This window comes from Aquitalea palustris (genome assembly GCF_003693445.1).
GTDB lineage: Bacteria > Pseudomonadota > Gammaproteobacteria > Burkholderiales > Chromobacteriaceae > Aquitalea > Aquitalea palustris.
On the sequence record NZ_RFAR01000011.1, the window covers coordinates 56,834 to 76,053 of the forward strand.

Consider the following 19,220-nt stretch of genomic DNA (forward strand, 5'->3'; position numbering starts at 1 on the left):
AGTAATTTTATAAGCTGATGTCGCAAACCGGATATGGGTTGGCTTGGTGATTCGATTAGAATCATTTCAAGCGTATTAAATCATAACAATGCCGTTTTCTGCCCAGCACCACAGGCAGGAGCGGAGGACTCTGCAGGAAGGGAACTATAAAGATGAGCAATTCGATCACCCGCGCTGATTTCGACCAGGTCATGGTACCCAACTACGGCCCGGCGGCTTTTATTCCGGTCAAGGGCCTGGGCTCCCGCGTCTGGGATCAGGATGGTCGCGAATTCATCGATCTGGCCGGTGGTATCGCCGTGAATTCGCTGGGCCATTGCCACCCTGAGCTGGTGGCTGCGCTGACCGAACAGGCCGGCAAGCTGTGGCATGTGTCCAATGTGTTCACCAACGAGCCGGTACTGAAACTGGCGCATGCGCTGACCTCTGCCACCTTTGCCGACCGCGCCTTCTTCTGCAACTCCGGTGCCGAAGCCAATGAAGCCTGCTTCAAGCTGGCCCGCAAATACGCCGCCGATCATTTCGGCCCGGAAAAGAATGAAATCATTTCCTGCAAGAACTCCTTCCACGGCCGTACCCTGTTCACGGTAAGCGTGGGTGGCCAGCCCAAGTACACCGAGGGCTTTGCCCCGGTACCGGCCGGCATCAGCCACTTCGAATTCAATAATATCGATTCGCTCAAGGCCGCCATCAACGACAAGACCTGTGCCGTGGTCATCGAGCCGGTACAGGGCGAGGGCGGCGTATTGCCGGCCGACAAGGCTTTCCTGCAAGCCGCGCGTGAACTGTGCGACCAGCACAATGCCCTGCTGATTTTTGATGAAGTGCAAACCGGCGTCGGCCGTAGCGGCTCGCTGTATGCCTATCAGGAGTACGGTGTGACCCCGGACATCCTGTCCAGCGCCAAGTCGCTGGGTGGTGGTTTCCCGGTGGGTGCCATGCTGACTACCGATAAAATTGCCAAGAGCTTCTCCGTGGGCACCCACGGTACGACTTATGGCGGCAACCCGCTGGCTGCTGCCGTAGCGCTCAAGGTCATCGAAATCGTCAATACCCCGCAAGTGCTGGACGGCGTACGTGCCAAGAGCCAGCGTCTGCGCGATGGCCTGAATGCCATCAATGCCAAGTATCAGGTATTCAAGGAAGTACGTGGCCTGGGCCTGCTGCTGGGCTGCGTGCTGACGGATGAATATGCCGGCCGTGCCAAGGATTTTGTCAACGCCGCCAGCAAGCATCAGCTGCTGTTGCTGGTTGCCGGTTTGAATGTTGTGCGTCTGGCACCGTCGCTGGTGGTGGAAGAGCGCGATATCGATGAAGCCCTGCAGCGCTTTGATGCTGCCGTGGCTGAACTCGTCGCCGCCAAGTAAGCCCGTTTTCCCCAGCAAGAGTCACCGCAGCCCGGGTTTTCCGTGGCTGCGGGTACGGCTGCGCCCGTGATACGGCGTAGCGGCTTTCCCCCAGAGGGAGGTTCCCATGTTTATCGTGCGCCCCGTCCGCACTGCCGATCTGCCGGCCATCGAGCGTCTGGCTGTTGCCAGCGGCATCGGTGTGACCAGCTTGCCCAATAACCGGGACAAGCTGTTCGAACGCATCCAGAAGTCCGCGTCGTCCTTCGAGTTTGAAGCTACCGCCGAAACCGGCAGCGAATACTATATGTTTGTGCTGGAGTCGGCCGGCGAAGTGGTTGGCACCGCCTCCATCAGCGCCTGTGCCGGCTTTGACGAGCCTTTCTATAGCTACCGTAGCGAAACCTTTGTGCATGCCTCGCGCACGCTGAAGGTGAACAACCGTGTGCATGTGCTGAACATCTGTCACGACCTTACCGGCATGGTGCAGCTATGCGGGTTTTATGCCGATGCTGCACTGGAGCCCATCGCGGCCGAACTGTTGTCGCGTGCCCGCCTGTTGTTTGTTGCCACGGCGCGTGCGCGCTTTGGCCGCCGCATCATTGCCGAGATGCAGGGCATTCATGATGATGCAGGTCAGTCGCCGTTCTGGAATGCCATTGGCCGCCGCTTCTTTAATATGGATTTCCTGCAGGTGGAGCAGGCCTTTGTTGGCCACAGCAAAACCTTTATTGCCGAGCTGATGCCCAGCTACCCGATCTATGTTCCCTTGCTGCCGGATGATGCGCAAAACGCCATCGGCCAGATTCATGCCAATTTCGAGCGTCCCTGTCAGTTGCTCACCACCGAAGGCTTCGAGGCGGACAACTACATCGATATCTTTGATGGCGGCGCGGTGCTGACTGCCGAGCTGGATCGACTGCAAACGCTGGAGCGCAATCGCTGCTATCCGGTGGAAGTGGCGGCCAGCCTGCCGGCCCAAGCCAGCGTGCATCTGGTATGCAATCAACAGGTAGGCGACTTTGCCGCCGCAGCCATACGGGTGGCGGTGGTCGATGGCGTGGCCTTCATCAACCCCGACGCGGCCCAGGCCCTGGGTGTGAGCAGTGGTGACACTGTGCGCGTCGTCGGTTTGCAGCAAGGCTGAGGAGAAGCAGCATGATGATTATCCGTCCCATCGCACATGGCGATCTGGCTGGTCTGATGAATCTGGCGCGCAGTGCCGGTGTCGGCCTGACTTCGCTGCCGGTGAATGAAGAGCGGCTGTCGCGCCGCATCAGCCGTTCGGTGTTGTCCTTTGCTGGCGAGCTGGATCGTGCCGACCAAGGCTATGTATTTGTGCTGGAAGATAGCGAAACAGGGCAAGTAGGGGGTATCTGCGCGCTGGAAGCTGCTGTTGGCCTGAAAGAGCCCTGGTACAACTACCGCGTGGGCACCATTGTGCATGCCTCGGACGAGCTGGGGGTGTATTCGCGCCACGAAACCCTGTTCCTGTCCAACGACCACACCGGTTACTCCGAGCTGTGCACCTTGTTCCTGCACCCTGATTTCCGTGCCAACCGTAATGGCGGCTTGCTGTCCAAGAGCCGCTTCCTGTTTCTGGCGCAATTCCCGCAGCTATTCGGCAAGACCGTGGTGGCAGAGATGCGCGGGGTATCCGATGCCGATGGCCGTTCGCCCTTCTGGGAAGGGCTGGGCCGGCACTTCTTCTCCATCGATTTTGCCGAAGCAGATTACCTGACCGGCGTTGGCCAGAAAGCCTTTGTCGCCGAGCTGATGCCCAAGCATCCGGTGTATGTGGATTTTCTGCCGGCCGATGCCCAGGCGGTGATTGGCAAGACCCATGACAACACGCGCCCGGCGGTGGCCATGCTGGAGTCCGAAGGCTTCCGCTACGAAGGCTATGTCGACATTTTCGATGCCGGCCCTACCGTGCAGGCGTATACCAGTGAAATCCGCGCGGTGAAGGAAAGCCGCACCCTGGCGGTGAAGCTGGCAGACCCGCTGCCGGCAGGCGAGCGTTGTCATTATCTGGTGTCGAATGAATCGCTGACCGGTTTCCGGGTGATTCTGGCCGAAGCCCCGGCACCTACCCATGAATTCTTCCTGACACCGGATCAGGCGCAGGCCCTGAACGTGCAGGAAGGCGAGCATGTGCGCGTCGTAGCGCTGTCGCCCAAGGAGAATGTATGAGCACCCTGTTTATCAATGGCCAATGGCTGGCCGGCGCCGGCGCGGCCCTGAGCAAGACCAATCCGGCTACGGCTGAAGTCATCTGGCAAGGGCAGGGCGCGGATGCCGCGCAGGTTGATCAGGCTGTTGTTGCGGCACGTCAGGCTTTCAAGAGCTGGGCCCGCACCGCGCTGGACGAGCGCATTGCCATCGCCCGCCGTTTTGGCGAACTGCTGACGGCCAACAAGGAGGTGCTGGCCACCATCATCGCCAAGGAAACCGGCAAGCCGCTGTGGGAAGCGCTGACCGAAGTCACCACCATGGTCAACAAGGTGGAGATCTCGGTGAAGTCCTACCAGGAGCGTACCGGCGAGCGTGCTGCTCCCATGGGCGATGCCCAGGCGGTGCTGCGTCACAAGCCGCATGGCGTGGTGGCGGTGTTTGGCCCCTACAACTTCCCCGGCCATTTGCCGAATGGTCATATCGTGCCTGCGCTGCTGGCCGGTAACTGCGTGCTGTTCAAACCTTCGGAACTGACGCCGTGGACGGCGCAGGAAACCGTGCGGCTGTGGGCGGAAGCCGGCTTGCCGAGCGGCGTGATTGCCCTGCTGCAAGGTGCTCGCGAAACCGGTATCGCCCTGGCTGGCCACAAGGGCATCGATGGCCTGTTCTTTACCGGTAGCTCGGCTACTGGCGAGTTGCTGCACCGTAATTTTGGCGGTCAGCCGGACAAGATCGTGGCGCTGGAAATGGGCGGCAACAATCCGCTGATCGTGGAAGACGTGGCCGATGTCGATGCCGCTGTGCACCACATTGTCCAGTCGGCTTTTGTCTCGGCCGGCCAGCGCTGTACCTGCGCCCGCCGTCTGCTGCTGCCGCAAGGCGCCTGGGGTGATGCGCTGCTGGCACGGCTGGTGGAAGTCACCGCCAAGCTCAAGGTGGGCAAGTACGACGAACAACCGGCACCGTTCATGGGGGCGGTAATTTCCAATGCCGCTGCCGAAGCCCTGCTCAAGGCCCAGGCCTGGCTGCTGGCAAACGGTGGCAAGAGTCTGCTGGAAATGCGTCGCCTGACGCCGGATGCTGCCATCCTGTCGCCTGGCATCATCGACAGTACTGCGGTGGAGCGCCCGGATGAAGAGTTCTTCGGCCCCTTGCTGCAAGTCATCCGCTATGCCGATTTTGATGAAGCCATCGCCATTGCCAACGACACCCGTTTTGGTCTGGCCGGTGGGGTGCTGTCGGACAGCCGCGCGCTGTACGAGCGCTATCTGCTGGAAAGCCGTGCCGGTGTAGTCAACTGGAACAAGCCCCTGACCGGTGCTTCCAGTGCCGCGCCGTTCGGTGGTATCGGTGCTTCCGGTAATCATCGTCCCAGCGCCTATTACGCCGCTGATTATTGTGCCTACCCGGTGGCTTCGCTGGAGTGCGACAGCCTGACCGTGCCTGCTCAACTTTCTCCGGGGATTACACTGTGAACGCCTATGAAGTGAATTTTGACGGCCTGGTTGGCCCGACCCACAACTACAGCGGCCTGTCCTTCGGCAATGTGGCTTCCACCAGCAATACCAAGGCGGTGTCCAACCCCAGGCTGGCGGCCAAGCAGGGCCTGGCCAAGATGAAGGCGCTGCACGACCTGGGCTTCAAGCAGGGGGTGCTCGCTCCGCATGAGCGGCCGGATGTGGCCAGCCTGCGCCGGCTGGGTTTTTCCGGTACGGATGGTGAAGTGGTGGCCCGTGCCGCCAAGGAAGCCCCGGCCATTCTGGCGGCAGCCTCGTCGGCCTCCTGCATGTGGACAGCCAATGCCGCTACGGTCAGCCCGTCTGGTGATACCGCTGACCGGCGCGTGCACTTTACCCCGGCCAATCTGAACAACAAGTTCCACCGTTCCATCGAGCATCCGACCACCCGCCGTTTGCTGTCGGCCATGTTTGCCGATGAGCAGCGCTTCATGGTACATGAGGCGCTGCCGGCGCAAATGCACTTTGGTGATGAGGGCGCGGCCAACCATACCCGCTTCTGTGCGGAATATGATGGTGCCGGGGTGGAGTTCTTCGTGTTCGGTGCGGCAGCCTTTGATGGCCGCTACCCGGCCCCGCAGCGCTTCCCGGCGCGGCAGACGCTGGAAGCCTGCCAGGCGGTAGCCCGGCTGCACGGCCTGTCCGAATCGGGAGTGGTGTATGCCCAGCAAGATCCGGCCACCATTGATGCCGGCGTCTTCCATAACGATGTGATCTCGGTGGGCAACCGCAATGTGCTGTTCCACCACGAGAAGTCCTTCCTCGACCAGCCGCGGGTGCTGGAAGAGCTGTCGCGCAAGCTGGCGGCGCTGGGGGGGCGCTTTGTTTCGGTCGAGGTGCCGAATGCCGAAGTGAGCGTGGCAGAGGCGGTCAAGAGCTATCTGTTCAACAGCCAGCTGCTGTCCAAACCGGATGGCAGCATGATCATCGTAGTGCCTGAGGAGTGCCGCAACGTCGAGCGTGTATGGAGCTATCTGCAAAAGATGACCTCCAGCGGCGGCCCGATCAATGAAATCCGCGTGTTCGACCTCAAGCAGTCCATGCAAAACGGTGGCGGCCCGGCTTGCCTGCGCTTGCGCGTGGCGCTGTCCGCAGCGGAGATCGCCGCTGTCAACCAGGGCGTGATGATGAGCGAGCCGCTGTTCCTGAGCTTGAACAACTGGGTGGACAAGCATTATCGCGACCGCCTGAGTGGGGATGATCTGGCCGATCCCTCCTTGCTGAACGAGTGCCGTGGCGCGCTGGACGAACTGACGCAGATCTTGCGCCTGGGTTCGGTCTACCCCTTCCAGCTGGTTTAGCCGGCTTGGGGGGCGTTGACGCCAGCTGACTGATGAACAAAGCCACCTGCGGGTGGCTTTGTTCATGGTGGCGATGGCGCTTGATGGCCGCGCTGGTGCAGCCGGGATTCTTTTTGGGGCGCTTGGGAGATTTCTGCCGCATTATGGGGCAGGGTAGGGCTTTTTCAGCGTAAAAATCTGGCCCGACTTTTGCTCTAGGGGGACGTAGAGTGGGTTTTATCGGGATCCATGCATCAGGATACGTGCGCAGCCATGAGAATTTTCTCGCCAGCCATGCCTTAGTGTAATGCTTTGGATTGTATCCCGAAGATTGTATACATTCGAATGACTGCGAAAATTCTATGTTCACTTTGGAATGTGAATGAACATATCTTTTCGAAAACGAAGAATATCAAGGGGAAACATGTCAAAAATGTGAAAATGCATGCTTGGGCAGGTGTGGCACGGCGTAGCGAAGATATCCAATTTTATCTTGTTGCGGCGCAGCGTTATTGTCTGAAAAAAATCAATAAAATCAACAACATGCAAAGTTTTTAAATGATTTGCTTTTTAGCTGTTTTTTGCCGGTTTTTAAGATTGACAGTCGATTGAATCCACACGCATAATCCGTGCGGCTGTCAGACAGAAACCAGAAAAATGGTTCAATACGACAGGCTATACAACTACAGGTGGCATAAGAAGAGGGTAAGCCCTACAAGCTGCTGGGTCGTTTAATCAAAGGAGATCTCCCACGTGGACATTTTTATCCAACAGATCCTCAATGGTCTGGTACTTGGTAGTATCTATGCGCTGATCGCGCTGGGTTACACCATGGTGTACGGGATCATGGGGCTCATCAACTTCGCCCATGGCGAAGTCGTGATGTTTGGTGCCATGGTATGCATTACCGTTGTCTCTACGCTGACGCATTCCGGTGTAAATCTGCCGGGCTGGGCCATCGTGCTGATCGGTACGCTGGTGGCCATTCCGGCTTGTGCCCTGCTCGGTTTCGTCATCGAGCGCGTGGCCTACCGTCCGCTGCGTGGCGCACAACGTCTGGCCCCGCTGATTACCGCGATCGGCCTGTCCATCACGCTGCAGCAGGTGGCCATCCTGATCTGGGGCCGCAACTACATTCCTTTCCCTGACCTGCTCAACTCCGATACCGTCAGCATCATGGGTGCCAGCATTACCAAGCTGCAAGTCATGATCGTGGTGCTGTGCGTGGTACTGATGACTGGTCTGCTGGTGATTGTGGAAAAGACCAAGCTGGGCCGCGCCATGCGTGCTACCAGCCAGAACCCGAGCGTGGCCGGCCTGATGGGCGTGAATGTCAACACCATCATCTCCGCCACCTTCATGCTGGGTTCCGCCCTGGGCGCGATTGCCGGTGTGATGGTTGCCACCAACTACTCGCAAGCGCACTACTACATGGGCTTCATGATCGGTCTGAAGGCGTTTACCGCAGCGGTGCTGGGTGGTATCGGCAACCTGGGTGGCGCGGTGGCTGGCGGTATTCTGCTGGGCATCATCGAAAGCCTGGGCGCCGGCTATATCGGCCAGCTGACCGGTGGCTTCCTGGGTTCCAACTACCAGGACATCTTTGCCTTCATGGTGCTGATCCTGGTGCTGATTTTCCGTCCGTCCGGCTTGCTGGGCGAAAAGATGGCTGACCGTGCCTGATCCGGGGGAGAAATAATATGACCAAGGCACTCGATTCCAAAAAACTCGGGCTGTTCATTGCCTGCGGTATTGCCCTGTGTGTTCTGCCCTTCGTGGTAGGCGGCGCACTGGGTAATTCCTGGGTACGTATCGTCGACTTTGCGCTGCTGTACGTGATGCTGGCACTGGGCCTGAACATCGTGGTGGGTTTTGCCGGCCTGCTCGACCTGGGCTTCATCGCCTTCTATGCCGTGGGTGCTTACACCTATGCGCTGCTGGGCTCGCCGCACTTCGGCATCCACTGGCCTTTCTATGTCACCATTCCGCTGGGTGCGCTGTTTGCCGCCTTCTTCGGGATCCTGCTTGGTACTCCGGTACTGCGCCTGAAGGGTGACTATCTGGCCATCGTGACGCTGGGTTTCGGTGAAATCGTGCGTATTTTCATGAACAACCTGAATGCGCCGGTGAATATCACCAACGGCCCGCAAGGTATCAACCTGATCGACCCCATCCATGTGGCGGGTGTGGATCTGGGTACCCCGATCAACTTGTTCGGCCTGAGTCTGCCGCCGGTTTACCTGTACTACTACCTGTTCCTGGCGCTGACCGTGCTGGTGGTAATCATGGCTTCCCGCCTGCAGCACTCCCGTATCGGCCGTGCCTGGGTGGCGCTGCGTGAAGACCAGGTGGCGGCTTCCGCCATGGGTATCAACATCCGCAACATCAAGCTGCTGGCTTTTGCACTGGGCGCGCTGTCCGGTGGTGTGGCAGGTGGCCTGTTCTCTGCCTTCCAGGGCTTTGTTTCGCCGGAATCCTTCAGCCTGCTCGAATCCATCATGATTCTGGCCATGATCGTACTGGGCGGCATGGGCAATATCGCTGGTGTGATCCTGGGCGCTGTCGTGCTGACCATCGCGCCGGAAATCCTGCGTGACGTGATTGGCCCGCTGCAGATGAAGACCATGGGTCGCATGCTGATCGACCCGGAAAACGCCCGCATGCTGCTGTTCGGCATGGCCATGGTGGTGATGATGCTGGTTCGTCCGGAAGGCATGCTGCCGTCCAAACGCCGCAAGGCCGAGTTCAAGGACGCCAAAGACGCGGCGGCGCAGAAAGGTTAAGTCATGGCTGAAGTACTGCTGAAAATTGAAGGCATCAACAAGCGTTTTGGCGGCTTGCACGCGCTGAGCGGCGTTGGCCTCACCATCAACAAGGGTGAGATCTACGGTCTGATCGGCCCCAACGGCGCCGGCAAGACCACCCTGTTCAACGTGCTGACCGGGCTGTACGTGCCTGACGAAGGCTCCTTCACCTTCGACGGCAAGAACCTGTTCCAGGCCAAGCCGCATATCGTGGTGGAAGCCGGTATTGCCCGTACTTTCCAGAACATTCGCCTGTTCGCGGAAATGACTGCGCTGGAAAACGTGATGGTGGGTCGCCACATCCGTTCCAAGGCTGGTGCGCTGGGCGCGGTATTGCGTGACCGCCGTACCCGTGCCGAAGAGCAGGCCATTACCGACAAGGCCTGGGAACTGCTGGAATACGTCGGTATTGCCGATGTGGCCAACGAGCGTGCCCGCAACCTGTCCTACGGCCACCAGCGCCGTCTGGAAATTGCCCGTGCGCTGGCTACCGAGCCCAAGCTGCTGGCACTGGACGAACCGGCTGCCGGTATGAACCCGCGTGAAACCGAATCGCTCAAGGATCTGATGAGCAAGATTGCCAAGAGCGGCACCACGGTTTTGCTGATTGAACACGACGTCAAGCTCATGATGGGCCTGTGTGACCGTATCGCGGTGCTGGACTACGGCAAGAAGATTGCCGAAGGCATCCCGGAAGAAGTACGCAGAAACCCGAAAGTGATTGAGGCTTATTTGGGAGCGGCACACGCATGAGTCTCTTAGAAGTTAAAAACCTGCAAGTGGCCTACGGCGGCATCCAGGCTGTCAAAGGGATCGATTTCCATATTGACCAGGGCGAACTGGTGACCCTGATCGGTGCCAACGGCGCCGGCAAGACCACCACCCTGAAAACCCTGATCGGCATGGTCAAGCCTTCCGGTGGCAGCATCACTTATGATGGCAAGCTGAACGGAACCATTCCCTCCTATGACTATGTGCGTCATGGGCTGGTGATGGTACCGGAAGGTCGCGGCATCTTCAGCAAGCTGACGGTGGAAGAAAACCTGCAAATGGGCGCCTACTACCGTAATGACAAGGCGGCGATCCAGAGCGAAATCGAACGCGTGTACGAACTGTTCCCGCGTCTGAAAGAGCGTTTCAAGCAGCTGGCCGGCACCTTGTCCGGTGGCGAACAGCAAATGGTGGCCATGGGCCGTGCCATGCTGTCCAAGCCCAAGCTCTTGCTGCTGGACGAACCGTCCATGGGCCTGGCGCCGATCATCGTGGAAAAGATCTTCGAGATCATCCAGATGATTGCCAAGGAAGGCGTGACCATGCTGCTGGTGGAGCAGAACGCCAAGCTGGCGCTGGAAGTGTCCCAGCGTGGCTACGTAATGGAAAGCGGCCGTATCACCATGGGTGGCCCGGCGCGCGAATTGCTCGACGACGAACGCGTGCGTAACGCCTACCTCGGCGAGTAAGCAAACGAGTCTTCAATGACAGCAACGATTAGCCCCGAAGTACTGGTTCACCAGCTCTTCGGGGCCTTTTTATTGCCGCCGCTGCTATTCATCCTGCCGCTACTGGCCGGCGCACTGCTGTTGCGTCCGCGCCCGCTGGCCGGCTGGCTGCTGCTGCTGGGCGGCCTGTTTCTGGCCTATGGCCTGTCCATCCCCCGCACGGCCATGTGGCTGAGTGCCGGGCTCGAACAGTATCCGCCGATCACACAGGCACAATTACAGCAGGCTCAGGCCATCGTGGTACTGGGGGGCGGCAAGAAGCCGGCTCCCGAGTACGGCCGTAACGAACCAGGCGCCGATACCCTCAGCCGCCTGCGCTATGCTGCCTGGCTGGCCCGACGCAGCCAGTTGCCGCTGCTGGTGACCGGCGGCTCCCCGCTGGGCGGCGAGCCGGAAGGCGAGGTCATGGCACGTACCCTGCAGCAGGACTACGGCCTGCCGGTACGCTGGGTGGAAATGCAGTCCAACACCACGCTGGAAAATGCCCGCTACAGTGCCCGTCTGCTGAAAAAGGATGGCATCGGCCGTATCGTGCTGGTGAGCCAGGGCTGGCATCTGCGCCGCGCCTTGCCGTTTTTTACTGCCGAAGGCCTGCAAGTGTTGCCCGCGCCCACCGGCTTTGTCCGCTATGATGGCGGGGGGCTGGCCTGGTATCTGCCCACTGGCCGGGCCATGCAGGAGTGCCACTCTGCCTTGCGCGAGTGGCTGGGAATTTTTTTCTACAAGGCGCGCGGCTGGCTGCATGGCCAAGTGGATCAGCCCGCTGCGCAGCCCTGATTTGACGAGGTGAGTGCGTGAAAATCGGTGCCATCATCATTGGTGACGAACTGCTGTCCGGCAAGCGTCAGGACAAGCATCTGCAGGCTTTGATCCGCATTCTGGCGGCGCGTGGGCTGAACCTGGCATGGGCTGACTATGTGGGCGATGATCCGGCCCGCATCCATGCCACGCTGGAGCGTGCTTTTGCCGGTGGCGAGCTGGTGTTCAGCTTTGGCGGCATCGGGGCAACGCCAGACGATCACACCCGCGCTTGCGCGGCCCAGGCGCTGGGCCTGGAACTGGAGGTCCACCCGGAGGCGGGGGCGCTGATCGAGGCGCGCTTCGGTGCGGATGCCTATCCGCACCGCATCAATATGGCGAAGTTTCCGCAGGGCAGCCGCATCATCCCCAATCCGGTGAACCAGATTGCCGGCTTCTCGCATGGCGATGTGCATTTCGTGCCTGGCTTCCCGGCCATGGCCTGGCCGATGATCGAATGGGTGCTGGATGAGCAGTACCGTCATCTGTTCAATGACAGCCCGGACGTGGAAGCCGGGGTGATTGCGCTGAACGCACGCGAGGGCGACCTGATTACCCTGATGCAGGATTTCAGCCAGCGCTATCCTGCCCTCAAGCTGTCCAGCCTGCCCAGCTTTGGCAATGACACCATCCCGCAGATGCATATCGATTTCGGTTTCACCGGCCAGCGCCAGCTGGTGGAGATTGCCCTTGCCGAATGGCGCAAGGCGCTGACGGCGGCGGGCTACACCTTGCAGGAACGCGCTTGAGCTGGTGAGCGACACCACTAGAAAAGGGGCTTTACGCCCCTTTTTGTTTTTGCTGGACCTGACTGATCAGCGCCCGGTTTTCAACTGCGTCCACAAGCGGTTTTGCAGGCGCATGATATCGGCCGGCAGTGGCTCCAGCAGGAATAGCTTGTTGATGAGGGCTGGCGGCGGGTAGATGGCCGGGTCGTTGGCAATCTCCGGTTTCACGAACTTGCGCGCTGCGGCATTGGCGGTGGGGTAGAACACGGTATTGGTGATGCCGGCATTCACTTGCGGGGTCTGCATGTAGTTGATCCACTGCAGTGCGGAATCGACATTCTTGGCCCCCTTGGGAATCACCATCACGTCAAACCACAGCGGGGCACCGGTTTTGGGAATGTAATAAGCCAGTTGATAAGGGCGCTTGGCTTCGGTTGCGCGCGTCTTGGCGATCACCACGTCACCCGAGTAGCCCAGCACCATGCAGATATCGCCATTGGCCAGCTCGTTGATATAGCCGGAGGAGCTGAAGCGCTTGATATAGGGGCGGATCTTTTGCAGGGTCTGGAAGGCCGCCTGGTAGTCGGCCGGGTTGCGGCTGCTGGGAGACTTGCCCAGGTAGTGCAGGGTGGTGGCAAACACTGCCTTGGCATCGTCCAGCACCGAAATGCCGCAGCCTTTGAGTTTTGCTGCTTTTTGCGGGTTGAACAGATTGTCCCAGTCGTCCAGCGGGGTGTCCTTGCCCAATAGCGGCTGCACCTTGGTCAGGTTGTAACCCAGGCCATCCGTGCCATAGGCCCAGGGTACGCCATACAGATTGCCCGGATCAGCCCCGGCTATCTTGGCCATCAACGCCGGGTCCAGATTACGCAGATTGGGCAGCTTGCTCTTGTCCAGCTTCTGGAAGGCTCCAGCCTGGATCTGCTTGGCCATGAAGTCCGAGGTAGGGGTGACGATGTCGTAGCCGGAGCTGCCGGTCAGCAGCTTGGATTGCAGAGTTTCATTGCTGTCGTAGTTGTCGTAGCGCACCTTGATGCCGGTCTGTTTTTCAAAACCGGGGATGGTGTCCTTGGCAATGTAGTCGGACCAGTTGTAGACATTGACGACACCTGCCGCCAGGCTGAATGGGGCAGTGCAGCTCAGCAGCAGGGCAGGGATCACACGGAATGGATTTGTTTTCATGGCTATCTTCCTGGGTGGGTGAGTACCTTGTCATGAGCGATGTTGGACCGCGCAGCAAGCGCCCGGTTTCCCGCTCCTGTCCCGCCAGGCCTATCTGCGCGGTTTGGCCCTCCCGTTTCGTGATCTGCCGGCTGGCCGGATCATCGGCAGACTTGCTCTGCAAATCAGCCTGTTTCTGATTAATATGACGTGGTACTGAGTGCCCTGATGCTTGGCTGATGCGGCTGGCCGCGCTTATGGCCATGCCGGACGCGAAATTCTGTCTATCGTTGGTGGAGAAATGAATGCGCAGCCTGATCCGGCTTGTCTCCTGCCTGTTGCTGTCAATGCCGCTGCTGGCTTCCCCCTTGTTCAATTACCCGATGGACCCCTTGCGCGCCGTCAGTGGTGTGCCGGATCTGAGCAGCTGGAACCTGGGCCGGGAGCGTGCTGATGCGCGGATTCGCGTACAGGACGGCCATCTTTTCCGCGATGGACAGCGGATACGCTTGCTGGGTGTCAATCTCGCATTCGGTGCAGCCATGCCCAGCCACGAGGATGCCGACCATATGGCGGCCAGGCTGGCCAGTTTCGGCATCAATGCCGTCCGGCTCCACCATCTGGACAGCCGTCCGGCACCGGAAGGTCTGCTGAGTGCAGACAAACTGCATCTGGACGAGGATGCGCTGGAGCGCTTTGACTACTTGCTGGCCGCGCTGGAAAAGCACGGCATCTATATCGACCTCAACCTGCATGTGGGGCGCAGCTATCCCGGCTTTACGCCATGGCCAGGAGTGGATGGCAGGACACGTCCGCAATACTGGAAGGGCGTCGATCTGTTCTTCCCGCCCATGCAGGCCATGCAGCGGGACTATGCGCGCATGCTGCTGCGTCACCGCAACCCCTACACCGGGCGCATCTACGCTGAAGACAGCGGCATTGCCCTGGTGGAAATCAATAATGAAGACGGCTTGCTGCATGAGTGGTTGGCCGGCACGCTGGATGCCATCAGTGAACCCTTCGCTGCGGAGTTACGCTCGCAGTGGCAGCATTGGTTGCTGGCCCGTTATCCCACAGACGCCGCGCTGACCCATGCCTGGGGAGCTCGTAATGGCAAGTCCGGGCAAGACATGCTGACAGCCGGTCGCTGGGTACTGCAAACCGTGGGCGGCGCACGTGCCAGCCTGCAGCAAGGCAGTGTGCTGCAGCTGGACATGCAGCAAGCCGGTGCCGAGGACTGGCATGTCCAGCTCCACCAGAACAATCTGGTCCTGCATGCCGGCCAGCCCTACACCCTGCATTTGCGCATCCGTGCCGATCACCCCCTGCAACTGGCCGCCATCGCCATGCAGGCGCATGCGCCGTGGAAATCCCTGTGGCGTTCCCGTCTTGCCGTTGGCGAGGCGTGGCAGGACTTTGATCTGGTGTTTACCCCGTCGGACGAAGAAAACCTTGCCCGCTTGACGCTGGGAGAGCTGGGACATGAGCATGGCCGGCTATGGATTGCCGCCGCCAGCCTGCAGGCAGGTGGGGCCGTTGCCCTGGCGGCAGGCGAGAACCGAAGCAATGTCGGCCTGCCCCTGGCCCGCAGGCAACTTGCTTTGTCCGGCGCACAAATGCGGGACTGGGCGGCCTTCCTGTGGGACCGGGAAACGGCTTACTGGCAGGGCATGCGCGATTATCTGCGCCATGATCTGGGGGTAAAGGCGCTGTTGATCGGCACCCAGGTCAGCTATAGCCCGGCACCCATCCAGGCCATGCTGGACGTGGTGGATGGGCATGCTTACTGGCAGCACCCGCGCTTTCCCGGCCGACCCTGGGACCCCGCCAACTGGAGCATCGGCAATAGCGCCATGGCCGGGGTGGACGGTGGCGGAACCCTGGCCGACCTGGCCTTGCGCCGGGTGGCGGGCAAGCCCTTTGTGGTGACCGAGTACAACCACCCGGCACCGGCAGATCATGCTGCCGAAGGACTGCCCCTGCTGGCCGCCTATGCCGCGCTGCAAGATTGGGATGCGCTGTTTGTTTTTGATTACCAATCCACGGGACTCAGCCATGCCGGTATTCCGGGTTTTTTTGACATTGCGGGCGATCCGGCCAAGATGTCGGCCTTGCCGGCCTGTGCCGCGCTGTTCCGGCGCGGAGACATTGGCAGCCCAGGCCTGGCTCCAGCTGCGCTGCCTCCCCGTAGTGTCATGCTGGATACGCTGCTGCGGCAGCGCGTCATGCCCTCGGCAGAATGGCTGGGAGTACCGCGCAATGCGGTCTTGCAGGGGCCGGTATCGCTTTCATCGCCGCCAGGCGCCGCCATCAGCCTGCCGGTGGCCAGTGTCAACCATCAATTATGGTGGGGAGCGGGGGGCGCGCCTGTCGTGCTGCTGGATGCGCCAAACAGCAAGGGGCTGATTGGCGCGCCAGGCAAGCAGGAAATCCGGCTGGGTGGGCTTGGCCTGCAGTTGCTGGATGCCGCCAGCGGCCATGCCGTGCTATTGGCTACCGCGCTGGAGGGAAAAGGTTTTGCCACGCCAGGGCATGTACTGCTGACGGCGCTGGGCATGGAGGCAAACACCGGCATGCGCTGGCTGGATGACAAGCACGACAGTGTAGGCCGGCAATGGGGCAATGCCCCGGTATTGGCCGAGGCGATCAAGGCCCGTATCAGCTTGCCGGTGGCGGCCTCCCGTGTCAGGGCCTGGGCGCTGGATGCCAATGGCCAGCGGCTGGCTGCGCTGACTGTCAGCGGTCGGGAGCAAGCCAGCATCACGCTACCGGGGCCGGTACCCGCCTTGTGGGTGGAGGTCGAGATTCACTAGCTGGCGGGCAGAGGGCGTGAGTGACAAACAGGCCCGGCATGGCCGGGCCTTGCCTGGCTCTGTACTCAGTCTTGCGGGTGGAAATATTGCAGGATGCTGGAAAAATCCAGCTGGCCGTGGCCGGCTGCTGCATGGCTTTCGTACAGATTGCGCGCCAGCGTGCCCAGCGGCGTGGCGGCATGGCTGTCCAGCGCGGTGGTTTCGGCCAGGCCCAGGTCTTTCAGCATCAGCGCGGTCATGAAGCCGCCGCTATAGCCACGGCTGGCTGGGGCGGTGTCCATTACCCCGGGCCAGGGGTTGTACAGCTCCAGCGCCCAGTTGCGGCCAGAGCTTTTGCTCATGATGTCCGACAGCACTTTCGGGTCCAGACCGTTTTTCACCCCCAGTGCCAGCGCTTCGGCAGTGCCCGCCATCAGGATACCCAGCAGCATGTTGTTGCAGATTTTCGCTGTCTGCCCGGCGCCATTGCCACCGGCGTGGAAGATGTTCTTGCCCATGGTCTCCAGCAGCGGGCGCGCTTCGGCCAGGTCTGCCTCGGCGCCGCCAACAATAAAGGTGAGCGTACCGGCAGCGGCCCCGGCAGTACCACCGGAAACCGGCGCATCCAGCATGCGCAGGCCTGCGGCTGCGGCGGCTTCCGCCACCTTGCGAGCATCGCTGGCGGCGATGGTGCTGCAGTCAATCACCAGCGTACCCTTGGGCAGGCTGGCAAACAGCCCTTGCTCGCCCAGATACAGTGCCTGCACATGCTTGCCGGCGGGCAGCATGGAAATCACCACGCTAGCCCCTTGCACGGCGTCCAGCGCGCTGCTGGCGGCACGCGCGCCGGCAGTTTGCAGCCTGGCTAGTGCCTCGGCTGACAAATCGAAAGCGGCTACGCTAAAACCCTTGGCCACCAGATTGAGCGCCATTGGCCCGCCCATATTGCCCAGGCCGATAAAGGCGATGTGTGTCATTGCGTCTCTCCTCTTTTCTTGTACTTAAGACAGCGAGGCCATAGGGTGCTGATCGGCCGGCCACGGCGCCACAAAATGGCTGTCCACCCAGTCCTGCGGGATGTCGGCCAATTGGCGGTAATGCCATTGCGGCTGCCTGTCCTTGTCCACCAGCAGTGCGCGCACGCCTTCGCGGAAGTCCGGCTTGTGGCAGAAGTTGAGCGACAGCACCAGCTCCATGCGCAGTGCTTCAGCCAGCGACAGGTGGCGGGCGCGCTGGAAGATTTCCCAGGTCACGGCGGCGGATACCGGGCAGCCGTGACGGAAGTTTTTGGCCGCGCTGGCCAGCCAGTCGTTGTCGAACGGTTGTGTGCCCAGGGCATCGGCCACGCTGGCCAGATTGCCCATGCTCATCAGCTGATGAATGGTCAGCAGATTGGGCTGCACATTGGATGGTGGCAGGCTGCTGCGTGCGGCCTGTTCCAGCTGGCTGAGCAGGGCGGACACCTGAGCGTGGCGGGTGGCTGCATCGGCGTCCCAGTATTGCTGCTGCAGCTGCTCCAGCAACTGCGGCCAGGCGTCAGTGGCCAGCACGTGATCGGCCAGATTGCAGATCAGCGCATCGTGGGCGTTGAGCGGTGCGCCGGTCAGGCCGAGGAACAGGCCGACGCGGGCGGGCATGCGTTGCAGAAACCAGCTGCCGGCTACATCCGGATACAGGCCGATGGTGATTTCCGGCATGGCAATGCGGGTGGCACTGGTGGCCACGCGGTGGCTGGCCCCGGCCATCAGCCCCAGCCCGCCACCCATCACGATGCCGTGACCCCATACGATGAGCGGCTTGGCATAGCAGTGGATGTGGTAGTCCAGCGTGTATTCTTCGCGGAAAAACTCCAGCGCCTGCGGCTGCGGATAGCTGTCGTCGCTCAGCAGCGCTTCGCGCAGGGCACGCACATCGCCCCCGGCACAAAAGGCTTTTTCGCCGGCTCCACGCAGCAACACGGCGGCGATATCGGGGTGGGCTTCCCAGGCGGCCAGCTGCGGCTGCAGCAGGCGTATCATCTGCAGCGTCAGCGCATTCAGTGATTTTTCGCTATTGAGGGTGGCAATGCCGAGGCGCTTGCCATCGGCACAGCGGACTTCTTCAAACAACACGGCGTCGTGCATGGCGGCTCCTGTCAGCGGTTGTGCCATTGCGGGCTGCGCTTGGCCAGAAAGGCTTGCACGCCTTCTTGCTGGTCGGCGGTGTCAAACAGCTTGATGAACTGCTCGCGTTCGTGAATCAGGTTATAGCCGGGCGGTTCGATGCGTGCGCGCTGTACCAGCTGCTTGCACACCTTGACCGAGGAGGGCGACTGACGTGCCACTTTTTCCGCCAGCTTGAGCGCAGCTTCCAGCGCCTGGCCCTGGCCGACCACTTCTTCTACCAGGCCGATGCGCTCAGCGGTGTCGGCATCCACCCGCTCGCCACACAGAATCATGCGCTTGGCCCAGCCTTCGCCCACCAGCCACGGCAGCTGCTGGGTGCCGCCGGCGCAGGGCAGCAGGCCGACTGCAGCTTCCGGCAGCGCCATTTGCGCCTGTACTTCGGCAATGCGGATGTCACAGGCCAGCGCGCATTCCAGCCCGCCGCCCATGGCATAGCCGTTGATGGCGGCAATGCTGACGCCACGGAAGGCCGCCAGCGCCTCGAAGGCCTCGCCGAACAGCATGGTCATTTCGGTGGCCACCAGCTTGTTGCCGTCGGCAAACAGGTTGAGGTCGGCCCCGGCGGAGAAGAACTTGTTGCCGCTGCCGGTGATCACCAGCGCGTAGATGTTGTCGTCCGCGTTCAGGTCTGCCACCAGTTGCTTGAGCGCGTTCAGGCTGGCGCGGTTCCAGGTATTGGCTGGCGGGTTGTCGATGGTGACCTGGGCGGTGTGGCCGCGTATTTCCACTTGCAGATGAGCGTAATGTGTCATGGCGTTCCCGATCATTGGTAAGTAGGGCTTACAGTCTGTATACGATCTTTGTTGTCCTGAATCCTAGGCTGCTGACAAAGTTATTTGGTGCGATTGTATTGGACCCGGCAAAGCCGGGCCTTTCGACTAAACAATTGATTCCGCAGCCTTCTAATCTATTCCCAATCCCCCCGCCCTTGCCCTGCAAGGGAGCCTCGCTTTCC

The 19,220-nt window shown here is 60.7% G+C and carries 16 protein-coding genes; 12 read left to right on the top strand and 4 right to left on the bottom strand.

Annotated features, from left to right (window positions below; all coding sequences use genetic code 11):
- Positions 1-152: 152 nt before the first annotated feature.
- The 11 genes from EAY64_RS03810 (at position 153) to EAY64_RS03865 (ending at position 12,168) form a co-directional block, all read left to right on the top strand.
- Positions 153-1,367, top strand: a complete 1,215-nt coding sequence (locus tag EAY64_RS03810) for an aspartate aminotransferase family protein (protein ID WP_103523463.1) — start codon at positions 153-155, stop codon at positions 1,365-1,367.
- Positions 1,368-1,473: 106 nt separating this feature from the next.
- Positions 1,474-2,493 (top strand): arginine/ornithine succinyltransferase subunit alpha, encoded by a 1,020-nt coding sequence (aruF, locus tag EAY64_RS03815; RefSeq protein ID WP_103523464.1) that lies wholly within the window; start codon positions 1,474-1,476, stop codon positions 2,491-2,493.
- 11 nt (positions 2,494-2,504) lie between these two features.
- Complete coding sequence (astA, locus tag EAY64_RS03820; protein WP_103523465.1) at positions 2,505-3,539, top strand: arginine N-succinyltransferase; 1,035 nt, start codon at positions 2,505-2,507, stop codon at positions 3,537-3,539.
- A complete protein-coding gene (gene astD, locus EAY64_RS03825) occupies positions 3,536-4,996 on the top strand; it encodes a succinylglutamate-semialdehyde dehydrogenase (protein ID WP_103523466.1) in 1,461 nt (486 codons plus the stop codon). Before astA ends, astD begins: the two co-directional genes overlap by 4 nt.
- On the top strand, positions 4,993-6,339 hold the full coding sequence (gene astB / locus EAY64_RS03830) for an N-succinylarginine dihydrolase (protein WP_103523467.1): 1,347 nt from the start codon (positions 4,993-4,995) through the stop codon (positions 6,337-6,339). The genes astD and astB overlap by 4 nt, the downstream gene beginning before the upstream one ends.
- 732 nt (positions 6,340-7,071) lie before the next feature.
- A complete protein-coding gene (locus EAY64_RS03840; RefSeq protein WP_103523469.1) occupies positions 7,072-8,001 on the top strand; it encodes a branched-chain amino acid ABC transporter permease in 930 nt (309 codons plus the stop codon).
- 17 nt (positions 8,002-8,018) lie between these two features.
- Complete coding sequence (locus EAY64_RS03845) at positions 8,019-9,101, top strand: ABC transporter permease subunit (RefSeq protein WP_103523470.1); 1,083 nt, start codon at positions 8,019-8,021, stop codon at positions 9,099-9,101.
- A 3-nt stretch (positions 9,102-9,104) separates the two neighbouring features.
- Positions 9,105-9,875 carry an ABC transporter ATP-binding protein gene (locus tag EAY64_RS03850; protein WP_103523471.1) on the top strand — a complete coding sequence of 257 codons (771 nt, stop codon included), beginning with the start codon at positions 9,105-9,107 and terminating at the stop codon, positions 9,873-9,875.
- On the top strand, positions 9,872-10,582 hold the full coding sequence (locus tag EAY64_RS03855; protein WP_103523472.1) for an ABC transporter ATP-binding protein: 711 nt from the start codon (positions 9,872-9,874) through the stop codon (positions 10,580-10,582). Before EAY64_RS03850 ends, EAY64_RS03855 begins: the two co-directional genes overlap by 4 nt.
- Before the next feature lie 15 nt (positions 10,583-10,597).
- A complete protein-coding gene (locus EAY64_RS03860) occupies positions 10,598-11,398 on the top strand; it encodes a YdcF family protein (RefSeq protein ID WP_103523473.1) in 801 nt (266 codons plus the stop codon).
- Positions 11,399-11,415: 17 nt separating this feature from the next.
- Entirely contained in the window at positions 11,416-12,168 is a 753-nt protein-coding gene (locus EAY64_RS03865) for a competence/damage-inducible protein A (RefSeq protein WP_103523474.1), read from the top strand.
- 66 nt (positions 12,169-12,234) lie between these two features.
- On the opposite strand, the gene EAY64_RS03870 is transcribed toward EAY64_RS03865, so the two are convergent.
- Complete coding sequence (locus tag EAY64_RS03870; RefSeq protein ID WP_103523475.1) at positions 12,235-13,329, bottom strand: polyamine ABC transporter substrate-binding protein; 1,095 nt, start codon at positions 13,327-13,329, stop codon at positions 12,235-12,237.
- A gap of 284 nt (positions 13,330-13,613) precedes the next feature.
- On the opposite strand from EAY64_RS03870, the gene EAY64_RS20345 reads away from it, so the two are divergent.
- A complete protein-coding gene (locus EAY64_RS20345; RefSeq protein WP_103523476.1) occupies positions 13,614-16,121 on the top strand; it encodes a glycoside hydrolase family 5 protein in 2,508 nt (835 codons plus the stop codon).
- 65 nt (positions 16,122-16,186) lie between these two features.
- On the opposite strand, the gene mmsB is transcribed toward EAY64_RS20345, so the two are convergent.
- The 3 genes from mmsB to EAY64_RS03890 are packed head-to-tail and all read right to left on the bottom strand — an operon-like array spanning position 16,187 to position 19,017.
- The gene (mmsB, locus tag EAY64_RS03880) at positions 16,187-17,077 is read right to left on the bottom strand and encodes a 3-hydroxyisobutyrate dehydrogenase (protein WP_103523477.1); all 891 of its coding nucleotides are present in this window, start codon (positions 17,075-17,077) and stop codon (positions 16,187-16,189) included.
- 24 nt (positions 17,078-17,101) lie between these two features.
- A complete protein-coding gene (locus EAY64_RS03885) occupies positions 17,102-18,223 on the bottom strand; it encodes an enoyl-CoA hydratase/isomerase family protein (protein WP_103523478.1) in 1,122 nt (373 codons plus the stop codon).
- An 11-nt stretch (positions 18,224-18,234) separates the two neighbouring features.
- Positions 18,235-19,017, bottom strand: a complete 783-nt coding sequence (locus EAY64_RS03890) for an enoyl-CoA hydratase (protein ID WP_103523479.1) — start codon at positions 19,015-19,017, stop codon at positions 18,235-18,237.
- Positions 19,018-19,220: the final 203 nt, after the last annotated feature.